This is a genomic window from Aquimarina celericrescens, assembly GCF_042682765.1.
In the GTDB taxonomy this organism is placed as follows: Bacteria; Bacteroidota; Bacteroidia; order Flavobacteriales; family Flavobacteriaceae; genus Aquimarina; species Aquimarina celericrescens.
On sequence record NZ_JBHUHY010000002.1, the window covers coordinates 299,805 to 322,281 of the forward strand.

Genomic DNA, 22,477 nt, shown 5'->3' on the forward strand with positions numbered 1-22,477 from the left:
GAGAAAAATCAAATTATAGTCTACCAAAAAACTTACTGAATATATGCTCATATATCTCGGGTATTCTAGATTAGAAACTCCAAGTTCTTAAAACGTGATTCTAACATAATATATCTTTGAAAAATCATTAAATTCGCACAAACAATACACACATTTTAAATAATACATAATGAGTAAAGAAGTAGTAATTGTATCTGCCGCAAGAACACCGATTGGAAGTTTTCTGGGAAGTTTGTCAACTGTACCTGCCACCGAGTTGGGTGCTACAGCAATTAAAGGTGCATTAGATAAAATAAATCTGGATCCGTCTCTTGTGCAGGAGGTGTTTATGGGTAATGTCGTACAGGCAGGAAACGGTCAAGCTCCTGCCAGACAAGCAGCTTTAGCAGCAGGAATTAGTGATACTGTACCTTGTACTACGGTAAATAAAGTATGTGCCAGTGGAATGAAAGCGGTTATGCATGCAGCACAAGCAATTGCACTAGGAGATGCCGATATTGTTATTGCCGGTGGTATGGAAAGTATGAGTTTGATTCCGCATTATGTTCGTCTAAGGACTGGTCATAAATTTGGACCACAAACACTTGAGGATGGAATGCAAAGAGATGGACTGGTAGATGTTTATGATGGTCATGCAATGGGAGTTTGTGCAGATCTTTGCGCAAATGAATATGAGTTTAGCAGAGAAGATCAGGATGCGTTTGCAATTCAATCCTACGAAAGATCTGCCAAGGCATGGGCAGAAGGAAAATTCGACAATGAAGTTGTTCCCGTTGCAGTTCCGCAACGTCGAGGTGAACCTGTTATGGTTACTGAAGATGAAGAGTTCAAAAATGTAAAGATGGAGAAAATACCAGCTTTGCGCCCCGCTTTTAGTAAAGACGGTACGGTAACAGCCGCTAATGCTTCTACCATCAATGATGGTGCAGGTGCCGTAGTGGTCATGAGTGCTGATAAGGCCAAAGAACTCGGTTTACAACCACTAGTTAAAATAAAAAGCTACGCAGATGCTGCACAAGAACCAAAATGGTTCACTACAGCTCCTGCAAAAGCATTACCAAAGGCAATCGAAAAAGCGGGTATTACTCTGGATGATGTAGATTTCTTCGAGTTTAATGAAGCTTTTTCTGTGGTGGGACTGGCTAATCTTAAAATCCTTGGGCTAAGCGATGAGAATACCAATGTTAATGGTGGCGCTGTATCTTTAGGACATCCATTGGGATGCTCTGGTGTAAGAATCCTAATCACTCTTATTAATGTACTAGAACAAAATAATGCCAAGATTGGTGCTGCGGCTATTTGTAATGGTGGTGGTGGTGCATCTGCTATGGTCATTGAGCGCGTTTAATGTAAAGATTAGATGTGAGATATGAGGCACTCTTAGTAAGAATAGGAAATATTACTTAAAGTTATACACCTAACCACTATTAAGAGCTTCATGAAGTTACTTTTAATATCTATCGAAAAAGCTTTCATGTACTAACTACTGATTACTAACAACTAACAACTAATCTCTATAATGCAATATGGTATTTGCAATTTAAGTATTGTGCCTTTACGTGCAGAACCCAGCGACCCCAGCGAAATGGTTTCTCAGGTGCTCTATGGTGAACATTTCAAAGTACTTGAACAACGAAAAAAATGGAGCAGGATTCGTCTGGCCTTTGACAATTATGAAGGCTGGATTGACAATAAACAGTACCTTGAAATTACCGAGAAGCAATACAAAAAATTTGATCAACAAGAGTTGTGTCTGGCAGGAGATTTGGTTGAGTTTATAAGTGGTGATCAAAATCAATTACTAGCCATTCCTTTGGGAGCTTCATTAGGAGCTTTGGATTTTTTAGAGCACTCCTATGAAGGCCACAAAATCATTCAAAAACAAACCAAAGAACATTTGATTGATACCGCATTTATGTACTTGAACGCCCCTTATCTATGGGGAGGTAAAACAAGCTTTGGTATCGATTGCAGCGGTTTTACCCAAATGGTATATAAATTGAATGGGCACAAATTATTACGTGATGCTTCTCAACAAGCTACGCAAGGTGAACCGTTAAGTTTTATAGAAGAAAGCGAACCAGGAGATCTTGCTTTTTTTGATAATGAAGAAGGTACGATAATACATGTAGGTATCATGATGAAAGATAACTATATCATCCATGCGCATGGTAAGGTGCGCGTGGATCGTATAGATCATTCTGGCATCTATAATGCAGAGAAGAGAATGCATACACATAACCTTAGAGTGATTAAGCGGATTATTTAGTTTCTAAATTCTTATAAATATTATGGAGAAAGTAGAAATAGTCAATGTACAGCTTAAAGATAATCAAGAATTATTAGACATTGGTTACAAGACATTTTATGATGCCTTCGGGCCACCTGTAAATTCTGAAGAAAATATTCAAAGTTATTTAAAAGAAAAGTTTACCCTGGAAATCATTTCTAAAGAACTTAAAAATCCACACTCTGAATTTTATTTTGCGAAAATCAACAATGAAATTGTAGGCTATATAAAATTAAATTCTAAAGACGCGCAAACAGAAGCCGTTAATGGCGATGGCATAGAGATAGAAATACGTAGTAAAAGAACATCAAGGCAAACAAATTGGTCAGGTGCTTTTGGATACATCGCTAGAAGTAGCTAAACAAAAAAAAGTAGATTTTATATGGTTAGGCGTTTGGGATCAAAACCCAGGTGCTATTCGATTTTATAAAAGAAACGGATTCAAAATCTTTGATAAGCATACATTTATGTTAGGGACTGATATGCAAACCGATATGATGATGAAGTTAGCGTTATAATTCCTTCAAAAAACTTTATGATATTGATAACATTAGCGAAGAAAAATTTTGTTTAATTTTGAAACGTTCATTTCAATTAAGATGCCAAAAACTGAAACATTCAATAGAAAAGAAGTTTTGCAAAAAGCCACAGCAGTATTCCACCAAAAGGGATATAATGGTACTTCTATGCAAGATCTAGTAGATGCTACTTCTTTAAATAGATCAAGCATTTATAATTCATTTGGAAGTAAACTAGCCATGTTTATGGAGGTTCTTTCTTATTATCAATCTACCAATAAAGATCAAATGGGAAAAGAACTAGCACATTCCCATAATGCTAAAGATACTATTGAGGCTATCTTCGACATGTATCTTAACGATATTCTTACAGATCAAGACAGAAAAGGATGTTTGATCGTGAATTGTAAGTCTGAGATGGCAAATCAAGAACCAATGATCAAATCCTTTATGGAACAAAATCAAGAACAAACTATTGCTATGCTTGAAGATGTAGTTCATAATGGGCAAATGGAAAAGGTATTCAATGAAGATCAAACGGCAAGCCAGTATGCACTATACCTTTACTCTGCTATACAAGGATTAAGAATGACCGGAATACTAAATACTAATAGAGAAGAACTTAAAAATTTAATCAACATGGTATTGAAAATACTATATTAAGACAATTTTTTTTAACCTATTTTGAAACGATTGTTTCAAATAAATATACTATACTCATGAAAACATTATTAAGAATAGACAGCAGCCCAAGAAAAAAATCATCATTAAGCAGACAACTTGCAGATGTCTTACAGGAAAAACTAGAAACTGAAGTCGGTTATACAAGCACTCACAGAGACGTTTACTATGATGAGCTAATAAAACTAGGTAATGAAGATAGTATTTCTGCATACTTTACTCCAGAGGAGCAACAATCTACAGCCCAAAAAGAAGCAGTAAAGGCCTCAAACATACTTTCTGCTGAGTTTGCGTCGGCCGATGCATTTATTTTTGCAGTGCCAATGTATAATTTTAGTATTACTGCAGGATTAAAAGCATACATAGATCTTATAGCCCGTTCTGGTATAAGCTTTACATATTCTGAAAATGGTCCTGAAGGATTACTCAAAGGAAAAAAAGCCTATGTTATTATTACTACTGGTGGCACCAAACTTGGAACCGATGTAGATTATGTATCGGGTTATATGACCACATTTTTAAATTTTGTTGGTATAACGGATATAGAGTTTATAAACTCAGATCAAATCATGACAGATGCCAAAAAAATTCTAAACCAGGTAAAAACAGAAATAAACGAATTGATACTTAAATAATTTTTATAAATACATCTAAAAACGACACATATGAAAAAGTTAGAAAACAAAGTAGCCGTTATCACCGGTGCTAATAGTGGAATAGGTTTAGCTACAGCAAAATTATACTTACAGGAAGGCGCAAAAGTTGTGCTCTCTGGAAGACGTCAAGAAGCACTTGACCAGGTAGCTCGCGAACTCGAAGGAGATTTTATCACCGTAAAAGCAGATGTGGCTATACCAGAAGACAATCAAAAGTTAATTCGGGAGGCGACAAATAAGTATGGAAAGATTGACATACTTTTTTTAAACGCTGGTATCGCACCAGTAACTCCAACAGATCAAATAAATGAGGGTCACTATGATGAAGTATTCAATATCAATGTAAAAGGACCAATTCTGGCGACCAAAGAAGCTTTACCACATATCAATGATGAAGGAACTATTTTATTTACGAATTCTATCGTGCACCAGAAAGGTTTTGATGGATTAGGAGTGTATTCAGCGTCCAAAGGTGCACTTAGAGCCTATCAGAGAGTGTTAACCTCTGAAGTGAAATCCAGAAAAATTAGAGTAAATTCAATCGCTCCAGGTCCCATTGATACTCCGATTTATGGTAAGATGGGATTACCTCAAGATGTTGTAGAGGAGATGGGTAAAGGATTTGCACAACAAGTACCACTTGGACGTTTTGGTACATCCGAAGAAATTGCAAAAGCTGCACTATTTCTAGCTTCAGATGATGCGTCTTATATTAATGGTGTAGAGTTAGAAGTTGATGGCGGATTAAGTCAAATCTAAAATACAAAACTATTCTTTATCATAAGAGGCTGAATTTTAAGTTGAGAAACAAATTATTCAGCTTCTTATTTTTCATATTTTACTAATGTAAATAAGTTTAATCTATTAAAGAAACTCCGTTTAAATCTGTAGTCAATACATCGCTCATATAATCAAAGAAAGGTCGTAATAGTTCATAATGATAGACAAGTTTGTCCAGAAAGTCTGGTGCAAAAACTTCTTTATCAGTAAAACTATGAGAAACAAAAAATGATTTATTCTTTATTAAATCGATTGCCGGGTGGTCTTTACTAAAACCTTTAGGTGCTGTTTTTACTTGATAATCACTATTAAAACCGTCAAAAGCTTTCTTAAAATCCGGATTCGCTAATATTTCTCTTATTTCCTGATCATCTGTTTCAAATTCTTTACGAATTCGTAACAAATCAGCAGGTTCTGGACTGAAAAAACCGCCTGCCATCAATGAATTTCCGGGCTCTAACCTTAAGTAGTACCCTCCTCTTCTTTGTGCCCCCGCCCTACTAAAACTAGCACTTCGATGAACATTATAGGGTGTTTTATCCTTGCTAAATCTAATATCACGATTAATCCGGAAAACTTTAGTTTTTTCTATTTCATCACTCTCATTTAATCTTTCAACGACAGCTGCGTAAAAAGCCTTTAAAGCCTTTTCATTGGCTTGATATTCCTTTTTATTTTCGGTCATCCAATCCTTATGATTATTCTTTTTTAGTTTTTTTAAAAACTCGAATGCCGATTTTGGTATGGTGTTCATAAATTTTACTTTGATTCTAAAATTACTAAAAACTGTTTTTCGAATCGAAGTTTAACTTAAATTTAATGGAATATAATATCCCATTAGCTTTTATGTAATGATAAACTAGTACTATTACAAGATGGGCCCACTATGCATTAGTAGGAAATTAATTTTGATTTCGCGGCAAGCCACGAGGCATTTAAATCTCGATTGTCGAGTAAAGTCCCAAAAGAAATAAAAATATCTTAAAATTGATCCAGGAGGTAGTTTATTAAATCTGTCGTAGTTACAATCCCAGCTAATTTACCATGATCGACTACTGGCAGTGCATGAAATTCTCTTTCAGACAATATTTCTGCAACTTCTTTGATCGTCGTATCAGAAGTTACACTTACCAGGTTTTTTGCCATTACTTGTTCAATAGTAAACATATCATAGACTACGGTATCCACCTCACTTTCATGTTCATTTACGGTATCTGCAAAACTAATACGAAGTAAATCAGTATAACTTAACATACCAACAATAGCATCACCTTTAACTACAGGAATGTGTCGAATCTTATTTTTTTTGAATAGCATTTCTGCTGTCTCTAAACCATTAGTGCTATTTAAAGTGATTACATCAGAAGTCATAATTTTGGATACGGGAGTTCTTTTTTTCATTTGAATTCATTTAAAATTAGTATCAAATGTAGGATCGTATTCTTAAAAAAATTATGATAAATATCAGTTGTATTCATATCAAATAAATAAAATCAACCAGCACTGGTATACTGAAAGATTTTGAATTCGAGAAAAAGAATTTCGAGTCAAAATGATATGATTTTTTTATATCACATCTCTATGATTTTCGTGATAAATAATAACTTACAATAGATCTTTGTTATAATTATTTTAAAAATGTAAGTAATTATGACTTATTAAGACTTTTATATGGTTAATTCTATATATTTACTAGAGTTTTCAAAACTATCGTGATGACTAAAGAAAGAGAGCAGATTATAGCTAAAATAGAGCAGCAAAAAAAGAATCCTAACCTAAAGCTGAAATTAAAAGAAAGAACAGAGTATTTTACAAACTTACTTTTTTATACGCTGTTTGACACCGATACTGAAGTAGCAAAAAACATAGATCTTCTTGAGCAAACCTTTCAAGAACTGATCGATCTCGCATGTTGGGAAACCGAAAAACCGTGTAGTAAACTCTGGCAGGCCTATCTGGAAACCTTACCCGGTATCCTAGAAAAGTTAAATAGGGACGCCCAGGCGTTTATGCAAAGTGATCCTGCGGCAAATTCTATTGAAGAAATATATATGGCATATCCCGGTTTTTATGCGATTGCCATTTATAGATTAAGTCATGAATTGCTAAAATTTGGATTACCCTTGGTACCTCGTTTAATGACAGAATATGCCCATCGATTATCAGGAACTGATATTAATCCGGGAGCAGAAATTGGAGATTCATTCTTTATTGATCATGCCACCGGAATTGTTATCGGCGAAACGGTGATCATAAAAGATAATGTAAAGATATATCAAGGAGTAACATTAGGCGGATTATATGTGGACCGAAAACTACGCAATGTAAAACGCCACCCCACCGTAGAAGATAATGTTACTATCTATGCTAATGCAACTATTTTAGGCGGTAATACAATTATAGGAGCCAATAGTACTATTGGAGGTAATGCATGGATAACATCTTCGGTTCCAGAAAACTCGATTATCTCAAACACTTCAGAAATTAAGATCAAAAAAGTTATTTAATGTCGCATAGCATTTTAGACCTTATCGGAAATACACCTTTAGTAAAGGCGACTTCCTTGATAGACAATCCTAATATTACATTATATTTAAAATTAGAAGGACACAATCCTGGTGGAAGCGTAAAAGACCGTGCCGCTTACAATATGATAAAATCTGCATTAGACCGTAGAGATATCAACCAAAACACTAGACTTATTGAAGCTACCAGTGGTAACACAGGTATTGCCCTGGCTATGATTGCTGGTGTTTTTAAACTGAATATAGAATTGGTCATGCCCGAAAATTCTACCAAAGAAAGAGTACAAACCATGCGTGCTTACGGAGCCAAAGTTACACTGACTTCGCAAGATATAGGAATTGAAGGAGCTCGTGATTATGCTGAAGCCAAAGTAAATAATGAAGGATTTGTAATGCTAAATCAGTTTGCCAATGATGATAACTGGAAAGCACATTATAAAACGACAGGACCTGAGATTTGGAAGGATACTCAAGGTAAAATCACACATTTTGTATCCTCGATGGGCACCACGGGTACCATAATGGGGACTTCAACCTATCTTAAAGAACAATCCGCGGCTGTGCAAATTGTAGGTGTTCAACCCACCGATGATTCCAGAATCCCTGGTATACGAAAATGGCCTAAAGAATACTTACCCAAAATATTTAATCCTTCAAAAGTCGATCAGGTTATTGAAGTAAGCCAGGAAGAAGCCACAGCTATGGCAAAAAGACTTGCCAAAGAAGAAGGTGTATTTTCTGGGATGAGTAGCGGCGGATCGGTAACGGCTGCTTTAAAATTAGCTAAAACTCTGGATAGCGGTGTAATTGTTGCGATTATTTGCGATCGTGGAGATCGATACCTTAGCTCTGATTTATTCGAATAAGTTTCTAAAATTTTAATTACTATTTTAGTCGTTGTGCATTTTCGAATTACAAACTAAATAAAGCAAGTTCGAATGAAATGACAAACACCCCGTCACTACGAGGAGGTACGGCAAAGTAGTCTGCCCACTATGAAACCATATACTCCTACTTATAGTAAAAAGATTACTTCTTCGCTTAGGCGAATCGCAATGACCAACACTCCGTCACTACGAGGAGGTACGACGAAGTAGTCTGTCCATTAAAAAACGACACTGCAACTCCTAGTAAAAAGATTGCTTCGTCCCTCGCAATGACACGTATAATCCAAAAGACTTAATTCAAAACAATGTATACAAAGTAGTTACAATAACACCTTTCCCATTATTCAAAACAATAGACAATACTTCTTTTTCTTCTTTAACCTTAAAAGTAAATGGTGGAGCTAATACATCTAAACCACTTTGTTTTTTTAGTCTGGTTCCTTGACCCGAAATAATATCTTTATTGGGTACAAAAGGTCCCTCGGGTAGATGCTCTGTAAGAATAACGTACTTAAAAGTAGTTAACTTGCTCAATACATGATGTACTTCTTAATTCGATAAATGCTGTAGTACTTGTCGTACCAAAGCACAATCCCCAAAAGGCAAATCATCTACGGCGATATCCAAACACTGGAATTCTAAATTTTTTGCTATAAATTTTTCTTTGTTATGCGCTATGAGGTTTGCCACTATATCTATGACAATATATTTTTGAGTATGCCGCACCAACTCTTTTCCGACATTAAAATCTCCACAACCTAAATCACATACGGTAAGTGGCGTTTCAAAAGAATTTAAAAATGAAGTTATAGTAGCCACATAGGGTTTTACGATTTCAGGATCATGTGATCCTGTACCCGAATAAAAATCAGAGGTATTACCTCCCCAAAGGTTCATTTCATACACCTGCTCCATAGCAGCTTTGGTGGGCCAGGGCTTTTTTATTTTTTTCTTTGCATGTTTTCCCTTTTTCATAAAACTGTTAAATGTAATTATAAACAAACGTACAAATTACAGGTGACATCTTTGTACCCAAAACTTATGACCCCTACCTCGAACGTTATCTCTCGAAGCGGGCTGAAGTGTGATGCTGAGCGTAGTCGAAGTACTCTCCATGAGGGCTGAGGTGTAATGCTGAGCACAGTCGAAGTACTCTCGAGGTGGGCTGAGGCTCTCGAAGCCCGAATAGCATAAACAATCCATGCATTTACCAAAACAACACAAATGATAGCCCCCTGCGAGAGCCTCAGGGGTCTATAACTTAGTTAAGACTTAACTTCTCCTTGACTTATCATGGTACTTCCAATCCTTGAACATGCAACTCGAAGGATCAATATCATCTTTCGAAGTAGTTACTTAGGTGGTCTCGAGTAGTAAATAGCTAGTACGAAGCTATATGAAGGTAGCTCGAACTACCATTTTTAGGGTCTTCCCCTATCTCGCTATCAATAATAACACCTCTTCTATAGCCTCGAAGCCTTTATCTATAGATCAGAAGGGGCATCTTATGAAAAATAAGTGATGTTGTGTGGCCTAGAACCATTAAAGTATGGCTTCGAACTAACTTGGTGCGATCTCGATCCCTTAACAGGAGGAGTTTATCCCCTTAATACAAGGTATTTGGGAGTGTCATCAATAGTTTTCTCATATCTGTGCGTTCTAATTAAAATATAGCAACACCCTATAACGATTTCAAAATAAAGTGCTATTTTCACAATACTCCTGCTATACTTAATAAATCAAATTGGATTTATACAATTTGTTGCAGTAATTAAAGAATGAAATGAAAGAATTTACCATTCAAGACAAAATGTTTTTGGAATTAAAGGAAAAAAGTATTTTTGAAAAAGCTCAAAATTACTCCATAAAATACCTTGAAAATGTTTTTGATAGAAATGTTTATCCCACCGAAGAGGCACTTAACAACCTTTTGGTCTTTGACGAGACCTTTCCTGAAAATTCAATTGAGGCAGAAAAAGTTATAGAATTACTTAATGAATTTGGGAATCCAGCTACAGTTTCAACTCTTGGAGGTCGTTATTTTGGTTTTGTGTGTGGAAGTGCTTTACCAGTCGCAATAGCTGCAAAAAATTTAGGAACCTATTGGGACCAATGCCCCACTATGCACTCTTTGTCACCAATTGCTGCAAAACTCGAAAGTGTAGTCGAAAAATGGTTGATTGAATTATTCAATCTGCCTCTTGGTACTTCTGCAGGATTCGTGAGTGGAACTACTGTTGCTAACTTATGTGGATTGGCTGCAGCAAGATATAGAATACTACAACGAAAAGGGTGGGACATTAATCAAAAAGGACTTTACTCTGCACCGAAGATAAGAATAGTTACAGGACAAGCACACTCCTCTATAATCAAAGCTCTGCAACTATTAGGTTTTGGACAGGAAAATATAGAATGGGCAGAAGTTGATAATCAAGGAAGAATAATTCCTGAATCCTTACCTGAATTAGATGAAAGTACAATTATCATTCTTCAAGCAGGTAATGTAAATAGTGGTTCTTTCGACCCTTTTGAAAATATATGTAAAAAGGCTCAGAAAGCTACTTCTTGGGTCCATATAGACGGTGCTTTTGGATTATGGGCAGATGTAGTTGATAAATTGAGGTATTTAACAAAAGGTTGCAACATGGCCAATTCATGGGCAGTCGATGGTCACAAAACATTAAACACACCGTATGATTGTGGCATTGTTTTATGTAAAGATAATGAAGCACTTACCACAGCTATGCAAACTTCTGGAGCTTACTTAAACAAAAGTAATGATAGAGATGGGATGTATTATACGCCAGAAATGTCAAGAAGAGCAAGAATAATTGAACTTTGGGCAACAATGAAATATTTGGGCAGGGAAGGTATTAATGAAATGATTGGTATAATGTGTGATAGGGCAAAGCAATTTGCTGAAGAGATAAGTTCTTTAAATGGTTTTTTTGTAGAAAACAATGTAGTGTTTAATCAAGTGATTGTGAGTTGTGAAAATGACACTACTACTCAAAATGTATTAAAAAATATCCAAGAACTTCGAGAGTGTTGGTTAGGCGGGTCAATCTGGAAGGGTAAAAAAGTTATTAGGGTTAGTATCTGTTCTTGGGCTACAACAGAGAAAGATATTATAGGCTCTGTGAACTCTTTTAAAGAAGCTTTGAAAATTGAAAAAACTAATAATAGTAATTAAGATAACCATTGTATAAATTCCTAAAAAGCAAAACCTTTTAGAAAATCGACGATCTAAACCATGCTTTTTAAAAACATAATATTTAATCCGAGATATAATGATGAAGTCCTAGACGGCTTTAGATCTCTTATGCAACATTTTAAGGCCACAATGGTGAAACTTGCCTCAAAAAGAACAAATTCACATTATTAAGATATGCCTTTAAAAGAGAATTAATCTTTTTATCACTTTGCTAATTTCAGCAGATTCCTGAACTATTCTTAGAATAACTACTATTTCAAGTTGCCTACTGAGCTTATCCAAGTACTCCCGTAGCCCAAATAATCAACAAAAAAATCCCGGTTTCAAAAAATGAAACTGAAACATCTTATAATTGCACCTACTAATAATTTTAAAACACGATCATAGCATCTGAAAATTTAACTAGCGTAAATCGTATCGTTTATTTATTTTCTAATCCTATTTTTGTTCTTTTGTACTTATGCCAGAGCAACCACAAATTTTAGCGACCTTAAAAGAATATTTTGGGTATGATACTTTTCGCCCATTACAACAAGAAATCATCGATTCTGTCTTTGCCGGTAATGATAACCTTGTAATCATGCCTACCGGTGGTGGTAAATCGATTTGTTATCAACTGCCCGGTATTTTATTACCGGGTATTACATTAGTCATATCGCCACTTATTGCACTAATGAAAGACCAGGTAGATGGGCTTCTGGCGAATGGGATCGCAGCTGCTTTTGTAAACAGTAGTCAAAACCAGGAAGAACAACAGGATATCTATAAAAAACTTCTGGATAAAGAAATCAAATTGCTGTACGTAGCTCCAGAGAGCTTATCGTTTTTAGATACAATTTTCTCGCAAATAGAAATTAGCCTTGTCGCTATCGATGAAGCCCACTGTATATCGGCTTGGGGCCATGATTTCAGGCCTGCCTATACGCAATTGGGATATTTGAAAAATAAATTTCCAAAAACACCGATTATTGCACTCACGGCAACGGCCGATAAAGCGACACGACAGGATATTTGTAATCAGCTTAATATCCCAAAAGCAATACAGCACCTGGCATCATTTGATCGAAAAAACTTAAGTCTAGAAGTGCGGCCGGGCAACAAAAGAATTGAACAGATCTTTACTTTTTTATCTGATAAACCAAATGATAGCGGGATCATCTATTGTTTGAGTAGAAAGACCACAGAAAAATTAGCTGAGAAGTTGAAGGACAAAGGATTTAGTGCCGAAGCTTATCATGCGGGTATTGATCATCAAAAAAGATCGCAAGTGCAGGAAGATTTTATTAACGACACCCTGCAGATTGTGTGTGCAACGATTGCTTTCGGGATGGGAATAGACAAATCCAATGTACGCTGGGTCATTCATTATAACCTCCCCAAAAATATTGAAGGCTATTACCAGGAAATTGGCCGTGCCGGACGAGATGGCCTCCCTTCTTCGACCCTACTGTTTCACAGTTATGCAGATGTAGTGCAATTACAAAAGTTTGCAGATATGTCTGGAAACAAAGAGGTTCAATTGGCCAAACTTGATCGTATTAAGCAATATGCAGAGTCCTTAAGTTGCCGACGTAAAATACTACTCAGTTATTTTGGAGAACTGATCGAAAAAGACTGCGGTAACTGTGATGTGTGTAAAGATCCTCCTACGTTTATTGATGGAACTGTTATCGCTCAAAAAACATTGTCTTGCGTTACCCGAACCCAAGAACAAGAACCGATAGGTACTGTAATTGATATTTTAAGAGGTGCTCAAAACACTGCGATACAAGATAAAGGATATCAAAATTTAAAAACCTATGGTATTGGTAAAGATATTGCTTGGCGTGATTGGCAACAATACATTATTCAGCTGATTAATCAAGGATATCTCGAGATTGCATTTCATCAAAACAACAAGTTAAAATTAACATCCTTATCTAAAAAGGTCTTGTTTGAAGGAGAAAAAGTGAGTCTGGCTCACTTAAAAGAACTGGAAAAAGTAAAACAACCTGTAGTAATACAAATGGATCAGGGAGTAGCTCCTGATTTGTTTGAAAAACTAAGACAGCTTCGATTAGAGCTATCCAAAGAAGCTGGGATACCCGCCTATCAGATCTTTAGTGATGCTACATTACGGGAAATGGAAAAGTTTCGCCCAATGAGCGACGAAGAGTTTATACAAATCAATGGTGTAGGAAGACAAAAGATGCAAAATTATGGATATCAGTTTATAAAAGAGATTATTAGTTTTTCCCAGGAAAAAACTAAAAAGAAGAAGAAGAGTTCGAAAAAAGGCAAGACTCATAAAGAGACATTGGCTTTGTATCAGGAAGGGTTATCTATAGAAGAAATAGCCATTAAAAGGCAATTGGCATCTTCAACGATATTTTCTCACATCCAAAAATTATATGAAGAAGGAGAAGATATTGATCTGAAGAAATTTGTAAATACCGAAGATATAAAATCTATAAAAGAAGCAAAAGAACATCTTGATAATCCAGAAGGTTTAAAACCTTATTTTGAGCATTTTCAAGGTGCTATTGATTATAATACCATTAAATTAGCCCTCGCTGTTTTAGAACAGGGTACTGTTTCTGTTAATGATGAATAATTCTATACATATCAAAGTCCATAGGAATTTATTCCTTAGCAATAAAAATAATTAACTATCTAACCCCTATTTTATTAAAATTCAAATTTTATGATCTTTTTTTACGGACTTCGTTCTTCAAAACTAAAAGAAAGAAAATTAAGCAATACTAAATGTCCTTATTGTCAAAAAGAGAATTCATTTACCGCAACCACTTTTGGTAAGTATTTTCATTTTTTTTGGATCCCTATAATCCCAATATCAAAAACATCTGTCGCCGAATGTTCTCATTGTAAAAAAACATATGCTGAAAAAGAGTTTTCAGAAGATATGATGAATTCATTAATTAGAGCGAATTCAACCAATCCAGCAAAGCGACCCTTATGGCATGGCATAGGGTGTATGCTACTTATAATTCCAATTTTGATCATCATAGGTTTAATTGTATTTTCTTTAATTTATCATACTACTAATGATGCACCATTGTCAACTGCAGCGCCTTTAGACAATAGGAGAACTTTACTAGATAATGATATAGATAAGTTGTCTGAGAGTAGAGTATTCGAATCTGATTCTACAACCCTTTTTCTTAGAAACTGCATAACAGGCTATTTAAATCCCGAAATAGATAAGAGTACTATTAAATATTTAACAAAGCGCAATCAAAACAAATTGCTAATCTTACTCGAAATAAGAGATATCAAAAAAATAGAGGCTAAATCCAGGAAGCAACTGATTACCTTAATTGAAGCATGTGTTGAAGGTATGAGTCTAGAGAATACTGATCAATTTTTTATCGGGATAGAAGGTAAATACAATACAGTTTTGGTAAAAACACCTTTTGATCAAGATTTAGGTGGTCGATTTGCAGATAAGTACAAATTATTAGATTTTTATACTACTGAAAAAACATTGGATACTATAGATAATGTGCACGTTGACAGTATCAGTGTCATTAAAGATTCGATAAAGACTGTCCCAATTCCGTAAGGTGTATTCAACTAGATTTTAATACCACTAAAATAGCGGGTTCTCCATAGTTCATTACTGAATTGGATGTTTTTTCAAATACTTTTTATCGCTATCAGAAACTAAATCATCATCAAGTGCTCTTTTTAAAAGCTCACGATGAATCTCTTTATCATAATGAAACATCAGCGTATTCAACTCGGCTATGCTGATACCGTTGGCATGCTCTTTTTTAATAGTAAACTCCTGTCCTACTTTTACCAGACCTGGTTCTAAAACTCTAACATAAACTCCAGAGAGAAGTGAATCGATAAATTGCTTAATTATCCCCTGATTTCCAAACCGTATCCCCAACTTGTAGCAAGGTTGTCTGGGTCGAGAGATTTGAACGGTTGCATCACCCAATGTATAAATAGCACCAATTTTAATACTATGCTCATCAAACCCGTCAACAGTGAGGTTTTCTCCAAACATTCCATAGTTCCATTCCAAATCAGGATACTTTTCTTTCCAAAATTCATAGTGGTTTAAAGAGTATAGATAACAGGCCTTATCTACCCCACCATGATATCTTCGATCAATTACATGGTCTTCTTTTACATCTTCTGTATCCAGAAATATAGGTTCATCAACAGGATATTTATAAATTCCAGTTATTACCTCTTTTTCTCTCCAAAGAATTGTTTTTCCTTCAGAAATATTTGTGGATACTACTTTCATAAGCCTGTTATTTAAATTCAATCGAATTAAGTATTAAGCCAGAACCCGGAACGATGTGCTCTAAGATAATTTCTTCTGCTTCGGGATCAAGAGTTTGTTTAATGAAATCTAAATCTATTTTACCTTTTCCCAGATCAAGCAATACTCCCATCATTAAACGAATTTGATTTCTCTTAAATCCTTGCCCTTTTACTTGCAAAAGATAACTATCTTTTGGAAAAAAATTAGCGGTAAATACATCATTTTTTTGTATACAACAATCTATAATTTCTCCTTCTAGTATTGTATTCTCTGAAGGTCGATGACAATAGGATCTAAAATTATGTTTTCCGATGAATAATGAAGCTGCTTCTTGCATAATTGCGATATTCAGCTCTTCAAAAACATTATACATAAAAGGAGCGCAAAAAGGATGAAATTTTTCTCCACATGAAAATAAGTATAAGTATTCCTTAATCTTTGGAGACTGGATAATATTAAATTCCTCGTCAGTTTCTTCTATGTCCAAAGCTCTAATATCCTGAGGAAGATTTTGATTGAGCAAGGGGAAAAATGTTTTTAAATCCAATGCTTCATGGTCCACAAAAAGTTCAACATACGCCTGATTTGCAGACACCTTAGCATCGGTCCTTCCAGCAGCCAAAACTTTAAAGTCTTTATGTTCTAAAACATAAGTAACCGTTCGTTCGACCATTCTTTGTAATGTGTTTACGGTAGGTTGTTTTTGCCATCCATGATATCTAAATCCAAGATATTGCAATTCAATTAGATAATAGAACCGTTTTCTAAACATATACTAATTTTTCAAAAGTTGTTCGAATATAGACAAATTATGTATTTCATCGATAAACGATCTTTTTTGGTCAAAGAACTATATAAAAAAAACATGGTAATTCGCTATATTTGAGTAAAGCTAATTAATAATTTAAAATCAACTTAGTTATGGTTAAAGCAAAATATCAAGATGTATTAGATCTTGGACAAAAATTGAATATTCAGGATGGTGATGTTTCTGAGGAAAACGGAACTTTAAAGATAAAAGGTATAGCACAAACCCAATATGAAAAGAACATATTATGGGATAAGATCAAAGAAATTGGTGGTGAATCTCCTTCTGATATTGAAGCAGACATCAAGGTGGCAGATACATCGGTGTATCATAGACATGTAGTAAAAAGTGGGGAATCATTAAGTAAAATTGCCAAACATTATTATGGCGATCCAATGAAGTATAAGGCAATCTTTGATGCCAATACCAGTATTCTTAAAAATCCAGACATCATTCACCCAGACCAGGAACTTGTAATCCCTAATCTATAAAGTATTGTTTATTTCACATAAAAAAGACCACAATTGAGTGGTCTTTTTTATTCATACTCTTTTTAGGAAAGACTTCAAAATAGAGGTTATTTGAGTAGTACAACCCTTAATTTCGTCTTTTATCCGGATAAAAAATAAAAAAACATCCACTTAAGTAATATTTTTTTACGGTTTTACCTTACTTTTGCCGCTGTTTTAAATTTATAATCTGCTTTTATGAAAAGAATATTACTCTCACTTTCCTTATTGATGTCAATTTGCAATTATGCACAATCTTTATCTAAAACTCATATTATTTATGAGTCGAAAGATCAGATTATCATGAACAATGGTAAGCAATATCAAATACTTGCAAAAACAGATTTTTATGAAGTCTCAGATTCTTCAGCAAAACAACATATTGAAGTTTTGGATTATACACTATCGCTAAGTCGAATTCTAGTTTTAAAAAGTAATGATGAATTTATTAAACTTGTAGAGTGGTCTGATAAAGATGTAAAATTTTATGAATACCCAGAAGTAATTGACTTTAAACTTGAAGAGGATCAAATAGCTAATTACCTTCTATCTACAAAGGATTAGGCCTTTTTAATAGTTGCTTTAGCAAGTCCCAAAATCTGCTTAAATTGATCTTCTAGAGTAAGATTAGAGTTATCTATTTTTACGGCATCACTAGCTTGTCTTAATGGAGAATCTTTTCGAGTACTATCAATATGATCTCTGTCAACTACATTTTTTAATACGTCTTCGTACGTGACATCTTCTCCTCTCTCTTTGAGCTCTAGAAAGCGGCGCTCTGCCCTATCTTTGGCGGTAGCGGTCATAAATAGTTTAAGTTCTGCATTAGGAAAAACTACTGTTCCTATATCTCTACCGTCCATCACAATTCCTTTATCTTTCCCCATTTGGTTCTGCTGTTCTACTAGTTTTTTACGTACTGCAGATACAGCGGCTATTTTACTTACTTGATTAGAAACGGCTAATGTTCTTATTTCACGTTCTACATTTTCTCCGTCAAGCAGGACTTCTGCTAATCCGGATTTTGGGTTGATCTCAAACTTAATTTGAATTTCTGGAAGAGCCTTTTCTAATTTTTCTTGCTCAAACTGGGATTCATCAATATAACCTTTACGCATTGCATACAGAGTAATTGCTCTATACATAGCACCCGTATCTACATAAATATATCCTAATGCTTTGGCTAATTGTTTGGCAACGGTACTTTTACCCGTTGAAGAATACCCGTCGATAGCAATGATTATCTTTTTATCTTCCAAATTGTGATCTTTAATATCAAGAATGACTTTATTTAATTCAAAAATAAATGAAACTATTTATAAACCACTAGTAAGCTATTAAAAATTATGATACTTAAGGAAAGTGAAGATTATTCTAAAAATTCTTTTTAAAAAAGCACGAAATGTAGTAATTACTGAGGGTACAGTGAATTGCAATTTTTCCAAGCCAGAAAGAAAAATACAATACAAGTAAAAAACCCTAAAAAATATACAATAATTGCACTTAATCGGAGTTATTTACCATTAAACCCTAATGCATGACTAGAAGATACTTTTTTACACCTTGAATCAACACATATTAACCTAAAGTAAACACAACTCATGGGCTTTTTTGATTTTTTAAATGAAAAAATTGCAATAGATCTAGGCACCTCAAATACGCTAATTACTTATAAAGGAAAAATAGCAGTAGATCATCCTTCTATCATCACCATAAATCAAATTACCGGAAAAATTATTGCTGTTGGTAAAGAAGCAGGTATGATGCGAGGAAAAATTAATAAGAATATAAAGACTATCTACCCTTTTAACAATGGTGTAATTTCCAATTTTGATGCTTCGGAAAAAATGCTAAAGACTTTTATTAAAAAACTGTCTTCTCTTAATGCCTCAGTATTTAGCTCTTCATATAATATGATAATCTCTATCCCTTGTGGAAGTACTGAAGTTGAAATGAGAGCAGTACAGGAGTCTGCAAAACGACTTAATGCAAAAAATGTATTTCTTATTCATGAGCCCATTGCAGCGGCTATTGGTGGTGGTATAAATGTATTGGAACCAAAAGGCAACATGGTGGTTGATATTGGCGGAGGAACAACCGAAATTGCCGTAATTTCTCTAGGTAGAATCATTAGTGGTCAATCTGTAAAAATTGCAGGAAATGTTTTTAACGAAGATATAATCCAGTATATACGTGAATCTCGTAATCTGCATATCGGTGAATCTATGGCTGAAAAAATAAAAATAAAAATAGGTTCTGCAATAGATAACTTAGAATCTCCTCCAGAAAAAATGCATATAGAGGGAAGAGATTTACTCACCGGTAAACCAAAACAAATACAACTGTCTTATAAAGAAATTGCAAAGAGCTTAGAAAAATCCATCATTCAAATAGAAAACGCTATAATGGAAACACTCTCTGAAATCCCTCCTGAGATTTCGGCAGATATTTACAATACCGGGATATACTTAACTGGAGGAGGATCTATGTTAAGAGGACTTAATGAAAGATTATCTAGAACTACTGAACTCCCTATACATCTGGGAGAACAACCTCTGGAAACGGTTGTAAAGGGAAGCGATATTGTATTAAAAAATTTGGAACATTATAATAGTGTATTAGTTCAGGACAGACGTTAACACCATAAAGATTAAAGAAAGAGGTGGTTTGAAAAGATGTAAATAAACATCATTTTCAAACCACCTTCTTGAATTACAATTTCTTTGCATTTTTGACTTTCGTATTTGTTAAAGCCAACTTCAAAACATCGTCCATATCTTTTACATAATGAAAAGTAAGCCCTTTTAGGTACTCTGGTTTGATCTCATCAATATCACGCCTATTATCTTCGCAAAGCAATATCTCACGAATATGTGCTCTTTTGGCCGCCAGAATCTTTTCTTTAATTCCTCCAACAGGCAAGACTTTACCTCGTAGCGTTATTTCTCCTGTCATGGCTAGACTTTTCTTTACCTTACGCTGAGTAAATAAAGACACTAACGATGTTAGCATTGTTATTCCGGCACTAGGGCCGTCTTTTGGAGTAGCTCCTTCGGGAACATGAATATGAACATTATACTTCTCAAAAATATCAGGATTGATTCCTAAGTTACTTGCATTCGCTTTTATGTACTCCATCGCAATAGTGGCCGATTCTTTCATTACTTTACCCAGGTTTCCAGTAATAGTAAGATTTCCTTTTCCTTTGGATAGGATAGACTCAATAAACAATATGTCACCTCCCACACTGGTCCAAGCCAACCCGGTAACCACACCAGCGACTTCATTATTTTCATATTTATCACGCTCTAATTTTGGAGTTCCCAATACCTCAATGATGTCTTCATTAGTCACTTTTATGTTGTATTCTTCCTCCATAGCTATATTTTTGGCCGCAAAACGCACCATTTTGGCTATTTGTTTTTCAAGGCCTCTTACTCCTGATTCTCTGGTATATCCTTCTACTATTTTTTCTAGTTGTGGTTTTCCTATTTTGAGATGAGATTTATCTAATCCATGTTCTTCTAGTTGTTTTGGCAACAAATGCTGTTTTGCGATCTCAACTTTTTCCTCGATGGTGTATCCTGTCATATTAATGATTTCCATACGATCACGAAGTGCTGGTTGAATAGTTCCCAAACTATTTGATGTTGCAATAAACATAACTTTGGATAGATCAAATCCCATTTCAAGGAAATTATCATGAAACTCAGAGTTTTGCTCAGGATCTAAAACTTCAAGCAATGCCGAGGATGGATCACCTTGACTGCCCACAGATAATTTATCAATTTCATCTAATACAAAAACCGGATTACTTGTTCCTGCTTTTTTAAGACTTTGAATAATTCTACCGGGCATAGCCCCAATATAGGTCTTTCTATGTCCGCGTATTTCGGCTTCATCTCTAAGTCCTCCTAATGAGATTCTAACATATTCCCTCCCTAATGCTTCAGCAACAGATTTACCTAACGAAGTTTTTCCCACACCAGGAGGTCCGTAAAGACATAAAATTGGAGATTTCATATCATTGCGAAGTTTTAAGACCGCCAAATACTCAATAATACGTTGTTTCACTTTATCTAATCCATAATGATCCCTATCTAGGATCTTTTTGGCCCGTTTCAAATCAAACTTATCAGTACTATATTCATTCCATGGTAAATCCAGAAATAAATCCAGGTAATTACGCTGAATAGAATATTCTGCAACTTGCGGATTCATACGTTGCATTTTGGAAAGCTCTTTATCAAAATGCTTTTTAACTCTTTCATCCCACTTTTTACCTTTACTGCGTGCACGCATTTCTTCTATTTCATCTTCATGAGAAACACCACCAAGTTCTTCCTGGATTGTTTTCATCTGTTGATGTAGAAAATACTCACGTTGTTGTTGGCTCATATCATGTTGAACCTTGCTTTGTATGACATTTTTAAGTTCTAATTTTTGAAACTCAACATTCATAAATTTCAAAGTTGCCAATGCTCTTTCCTTAAGATCATTGATCTCTAATAGTTTTTGTTTTTCTTCTACAGGTAGGTTTAGGTTGGACGATACGAAGTTGATTAAAAAGGAACTGCTTTCTATATTCCTAATTGCAAAAGAAGCCTCAGAAGGTATGTTAGGGCTTTCTTTAATAATTTCTAACGCTAAATCCTTTATCGAATCTATAATTGCCCCAAATTCCTTATTTTCTTTAGCTGGTCTTGCCTCTGGCACTTCTTTAACCTTTGCCTTGATATAAGGAATTTCTTCTACTATATCATCAATCTTAAAGCGTTTTTTTCCTTGTAAAATTACCGTTGTATTGCCATCAGGCATCTTTAAAACTCTCAAGATTTTAGCTACAACTCCTACTCTATTTATATCTTTAAGAGAAGGGTTCTCTATGCCTTCTTCTTTTTGGGAAACCACACCAATAGTCTTATTACCATTATTGGCTTCATTCAAAAGTTTTATGGATTTATCTCTACCAGCAGTTATTGGGATAACAACGCCAGGAAACAATACTGTATTCCGTAATGGCAATATAGCTAATATATCAGGTAATTCTTCTCTATCTATCTCTTCCTCATCTTCAGGTGTCAATAAAGGAATTAATTCTGCATCTTCATCAATTCCTTGAAATGACAAACTGTCAAGTGTCGTAAATTTGGTTTTCGCCATAGTTATATATAAAAGTCATTTTGTCATTAAGACAAAAAACATTCTTTTTTTTTAAATTAATGTTAACTCAATGAAAATCCCTAAACTACCAAATAATATAGGGCATTAAGGATGTATTTGTCATATGTATTTCAATTCTTATGCCATAAACATTCAAAAAAAAA

At 34.7% G+C, this 22,477-nt stretch carries 21 protein-coding genes and 1 pseudogene; 15 read left to right on the forward strand and 7 right to left on the reverse strand.

What is annotated here, in order from left to right; genetic code table 11:
• Nucleotides 1-169: 169 nt before the first annotated feature.
• The 7 genes from ACFSJT_RS01330 to ACFSJT_RS01360 all read left to right on the forward strand — a co-directional run bounded on the left by ACFSJT_RS01330 (nucleotide 170) and on the right by ACFSJT_RS01360 (nucleotide 4,904).
• Entirely contained in the window at nucleotides 170-1,348 is a 1,179-nt protein-coding gene (locus tag ACFSJT_RS01330) for an acetyl-CoA C-acyltransferase (protein WP_378318381.1), read from the forward strand.
• A 171-nt stretch (nucleotides 1,349-1,519) separates the two neighbouring features.
• The gene (locus tag ACFSJT_RS01335; RefSeq protein ID WP_378318382.1) at nucleotides 1,520-2,269 is read left to right on the forward strand and encodes a C40 family peptidase; all 750 of its coding nucleotides are present in this window, start codon (nucleotides 1,520-1,522) and stop codon (nucleotides 2,267-2,269) included.
• Nucleotides 2,270-2,291: 22 nt separating this feature from the next.
• Nucleotides 2,292-2,651, forward strand: coding sequence for a hypothetical protein (locus ACFSJT_RS01340; RefSeq protein ID WP_378318383.1), 360 nt, complete (start codon nucleotides 2,292-2,294; stop codon nucleotides 2,649-2,651).
• The gene (locus ACFSJT_RS01345) at nucleotides 2,626-2,808 is read left to right on the forward strand and encodes a GNAT family N-acetyltransferase (protein WP_378318384.1); all 183 of its coding nucleotides are present in this window, start codon (nucleotides 2,626-2,628) and stop codon (nucleotides 2,806-2,808) included. Before ACFSJT_RS01340 ends, ACFSJT_RS01345 begins: the two co-directional genes overlap by 26 nt.
• An 81-nt stretch (nucleotides 2,809-2,889) precedes the next feature.
• A complete protein-coding gene (locus tag ACFSJT_RS01350; protein ID WP_378318385.1) occupies nucleotides 2,890-3,471 on the forward strand; it encodes a TetR/AcrR family transcriptional regulator in 582 nt (193 codons plus the stop codon).
• Nucleotides 3,472-3,527: 56 nt separating this feature from the next.
• Nucleotides 3,528-4,124 carry an FMN-dependent NADH-azoreductase gene (locus ACFSJT_RS01355; RefSeq protein WP_378318386.1) on the forward strand — a complete coding sequence of 199 codons (597 nt, stop codon included), beginning with the start codon at nucleotides 3,528-3,530 and terminating at the stop codon, nucleotides 4,122-4,124.
• Between the two features lie 30 nt (nucleotides 4,125-4,154).
• On the forward strand, nucleotides 4,155-4,904 hold the full coding sequence (locus tag ACFSJT_RS01360) for an SDR family NAD(P)-dependent oxidoreductase (RefSeq protein ID WP_378318387.1): 750 nt from the start codon (nucleotides 4,155-4,157) through the stop codon (nucleotides 4,902-4,904).
• Between the two features lie 97 nt (nucleotides 4,905-5,001).
• Here ACFSJT_RS01360 and ACFSJT_RS01365 read toward each other — a convergent pair whose 3' ends face one another.
• Together ACFSJT_RS01365 and ACFSJT_RS01370 are read right to left on the reverse strand one after the other, a co-directional pair.
• Nucleotides 5,002-5,679, reverse strand: coding sequence for a DUF2461 domain-containing protein (locus tag ACFSJT_RS01365; protein ID WP_378318388.1), 678 nt, complete (start codon nucleotides 5,677-5,679; stop codon nucleotides 5,002-5,004).
• Nucleotides 5,680-5,906: 227 nt separating this feature from the next.
• Nucleotides 5,907-6,326, reverse strand: a complete 420-nt coding sequence (locus ACFSJT_RS01370; protein ID WP_378318389.1) for a CBS domain-containing protein — start codon at nucleotides 6,324-6,326, stop codon at nucleotides 5,907-5,909.
• 314 nt (nucleotides 6,327-6,640) lie between these two features.
• Here ACFSJT_RS01370 and epsC point away from each other — a divergent pair, with 314 nt between their 5' ends.
• Both epsC and cysM read left to right on the forward strand, forming a co-directional pair.
• Complete coding sequence (gene epsC / locus ACFSJT_RS01375; RefSeq protein WP_378318390.1) at nucleotides 6,641-7,432, forward strand: serine O-acetyltransferase EpsC; 792 nt, start codon at nucleotides 6,641-6,643, stop codon at nucleotides 7,430-7,432.
• Entirely contained in the window at nucleotides 7,432-8,316 is an 885-nt protein-coding gene (gene cysM, locus ACFSJT_RS01380; protein WP_378318391.1) for a cysteine synthase CysM, read from the forward strand. Before epsC ends, cysM begins: the two co-directional genes overlap by 1 nt.
• Nucleotides 8,317-8,634: 318 nt before the next feature.
• Here the strand turns inward: cysM and ACFSJT_RS01385 are convergent.
• Nucleotides 8,635-9,312: pseudogene (locus ACFSJT_RS01385) on the reverse strand (class I SAM-dependent methyltransferase).
• A gap of 808 nt (nucleotides 9,313-10,120) precedes the next feature.
• On the opposite strand from ACFSJT_RS01385, the gene ACFSJT_RS01390 reads away from it, so the two are divergent.
• From ACFSJT_RS01390 to ACFSJT_RS01400, 3 genes are all read left to right on the forward strand, one after another.
• A complete protein-coding gene (locus ACFSJT_RS01390; RefSeq protein WP_378318392.1) occupies nucleotides 10,121-11,530 on the forward strand; it encodes a pyridoxal phosphate-dependent decarboxylase family protein in 1,410 nt (469 codons plus the stop codon).
• A 481-nt stretch (nucleotides 11,531-12,011) separates the two neighbouring features.
• Nucleotides 12,012-14,144 carry a DNA helicase RecQ gene (recQ, locus tag ACFSJT_RS01395; protein WP_378318393.1) on the forward strand — a complete coding sequence of 711 codons (2,133 nt, stop codon included), beginning with the start codon at nucleotides 12,012-12,014 and terminating at the stop codon, nucleotides 14,142-14,144.
• Between the two features lie 90 nt (nucleotides 14,145-14,234).
• Nucleotides 14,235-15,113 carry a zinc-ribbon domain-containing protein gene (locus tag ACFSJT_RS01400; RefSeq protein ID WP_378318394.1) on the forward strand — a complete coding sequence of 293 codons (879 nt, stop codon included), beginning with the start codon at nucleotides 14,235-14,237 and terminating at the stop codon, nucleotides 15,111-15,113.
• Nucleotides 15,114-15,167: 54 nt separating this feature from the next.
• On the opposite strand, the gene ACFSJT_RS01405 is transcribed toward ACFSJT_RS01400, so the two are convergent.
• Together ACFSJT_RS01405 and ACFSJT_RS01410 are read right to left on the reverse strand one after the other, a co-directional pair.
• Entirely contained in the window at nucleotides 15,168-15,812 is a 645-nt protein-coding gene (locus tag ACFSJT_RS01405; protein WP_378318395.1) for an MOSC domain-containing protein, read from the reverse strand.
• A 7-nt stretch (nucleotides 15,813-15,819) separates the two neighbouring features.
• Nucleotides 15,820-16,605: a tRNA pseudouridine synthase A gene (locus ACFSJT_RS01410; protein WP_378318396.1), complete on the reverse strand. Its 786-nt coding sequence runs from the start codon at nucleotides 16,603-16,605 to the stop codon at nucleotides 15,820-15,822.
• 149 nt (nucleotides 16,606-16,754) lie between these two features.
• Between ACFSJT_RS01410 and ACFSJT_RS01415 the strand changes: the two genes are divergently transcribed.
• Complete coding sequence (locus ACFSJT_RS01415) at nucleotides 16,755-17,132, forward strand: LysM peptidoglycan-binding domain-containing protein (RefSeq protein ID WP_378318397.1); 378 nt, start codon at nucleotides 16,755-16,757, stop codon at nucleotides 17,130-17,132.
• 216 nt (nucleotides 17,133-17,348) lie between these two features.
• Nucleotides 17,349-17,714 (forward strand): hypothetical protein, encoded by a 366-nt coding sequence (locus ACFSJT_RS01420; protein WP_378318398.1) that lies wholly within the window; start codon nucleotides 17,349-17,351, stop codon nucleotides 17,712-17,714.
• Here ACFSJT_RS01420 and cmk read toward each other — a convergent pair.
• On the reverse strand, nucleotides 17,711-18,409 hold the full coding sequence (gene cmk / locus ACFSJT_RS01425; RefSeq protein ID WP_378318399.1) for a (d)CMP kinase: 699 nt from the start codon (nucleotides 18,407-18,409) through the stop codon (nucleotides 17,711-17,713). The two genes, ACFSJT_RS01420 and cmk, sit on opposite strands and share 4 nt — an antisense overlap.
• Before the next feature lie 342 nt (nucleotides 18,410-18,751).
• Here cmk and mreB point away from each other — a divergent pair, with 342 nt between their 5' ends.
• Nucleotides 18,752-19,789: a rod shape-determining protein gene (mreB, locus tag ACFSJT_RS01430; protein WP_378318400.1), complete on the forward strand. Its 1,038-nt coding sequence runs from the start codon at nucleotides 18,752-18,754 to the stop codon at nucleotides 19,787-19,789.
• Nucleotides 19,790-19,862: 73 nt separating this feature from the next.
• On the opposite strand, the gene lon is transcribed toward mreB, so the two are convergent.
• Nucleotides 19,863-22,313, reverse strand: coding sequence for an endopeptidase La (gene lon / locus ACFSJT_RS01435; RefSeq protein WP_378318401.1), 2,451 nt, complete (start codon nucleotides 22,311-22,313; stop codon nucleotides 19,863-19,865).
• Between the last annotated feature and the right edge of the window lie 164 nt (nucleotides 22,314-22,477).

What these genes read in the sequence shown, in the direction of transcription:
- lon (WP_378318401.1), bottom strand. Translation starts at nt 22,313, where the DNA reads ATGGCGAAAACCAAATTTACGACACTTGACAGTTTGTCATTTCAAGGA.
- ACFSJT_RS01390 (WP_378318392.1), top strand. Translation starts at nt 10,121, where the DNA reads ATGAAAGAATTTACCATTCAAGACAAAATGTTTTTGGAATTAAAGGAA.
- ACFSJT_RS01420 (WP_378318398.1), top strand. Translation starts at nt 17,349, where the DNA reads ATGAAAAGAATATTACTCTCACTTTCCTTATTGATGTCAATTTGCAAT.
- ACFSJT_RS01350 (WP_378318385.1), top strand. Translation starts at nt 2,890, where the DNA reads ATGCCAAAAACTGAAACATTCAATAGAAAAGAAGTTTTGCAAAAAGCC.
- ACFSJT_RS01355 (WP_378318386.1), top strand. Translation starts at nt 3,528, where the DNA reads ATGAAAACATTATTAAGAATAGACAGCAGCCCAAGAAAAAAATCATCA.
- mreB (WP_378318400.1), top strand. Translation starts at nt 18,752, where the DNA reads ATGGGCTTTTTTGATTTTTTAAATGAAAAAATTGCAATAGATCTAGGC.
- ACFSJT_RS01335 (WP_378318382.1), top strand. Translation starts at nt 1,520, where the DNA reads ATGCAATATGGTATTTGCAATTTAAGTATTGTGCCTTTACGTGCAGAA.
- cysM (WP_378318391.1), top strand. Translation starts at nt 7,432, where the DNA reads ATGTCGCATAGCATTTTAGACCTTATCGGAAATACACCTTTAGTAAAG.
- ACFSJT_RS01360 (WP_378318387.1), top strand. Translation starts at nt 4,155, where the DNA reads ATGAAAAAGTTAGAAAACAAAGTAGCCGTTATCACCGGTGCTAATAGT.
- recQ (WP_378318393.1), top strand. Translation starts at nt 12,012, where the DNA reads ATGCCAGAGCAACCACAAATTTTAGCGACCTTAAAAGAATATTTTGGG.
- ACFSJT_RS01400 (WP_378318394.1), top strand. Translation starts at nt 14,235, where the DNA reads ATGATCTTTTTTTACGGACTTCGTTCTTCAAAACTAAAAGAAAGAAAA.
- ACFSJT_RS01370 (WP_378318389.1), bottom strand. Translation starts at nt 6,326, where the DNA reads ATGAAAAAAAGAACTCCCGTATCCAAAATTATGACTTCTGATGTAATC.
- ACFSJT_RS01330 (WP_378318381.1), top strand. Translation starts at nt 170, where the DNA reads ATGAGTAAAGAAGTAGTAATTGTATCTGCCGCAAGAACACCGATTGGA.
- ACFSJT_RS01405 (WP_378318395.1), bottom strand. Translation starts at nt 15,812, where the DNA reads ATGAAAGTAGTATCCACAAATATTTCTGAAGGAAAAACAATTCTTTGG.
- ACFSJT_RS01365 (WP_378318388.1), bottom strand. Translation starts at nt 5,679, where the DNA reads ATGAACACCATACCAAAATCGGCATTCGAGTTTTTAAAAAAACTAAAA.
- epsC (WP_378318390.1), top strand. Translation starts at nt 6,641, where the DNA reads ATGACTAAAGAAAGAGAGCAGATTATAGCTAAAATAGAGCAGCAAAAA.
- ACFSJT_RS01340 (WP_378318383.1), top strand. Translation starts at nt 2,292, where the DNA reads ATGGAGAAAGTAGAAATAGTCAATGTACAGCTTAAAGATAATCAAGAA.
- ACFSJT_RS01415 (WP_378318397.1), top strand. Translation starts at nt 16,755, where the DNA reads ATGGTTAAAGCAAAATATCAAGATGTATTAGATCTTGGACAAAAATTG.
- ACFSJT_RS01410 (WP_378318396.1), bottom strand. Translation starts at nt 16,605, where the DNA reads ATGTTTAGAAAACGGTTCTATTATCTAATTGAATTGCAATATCTTGGA.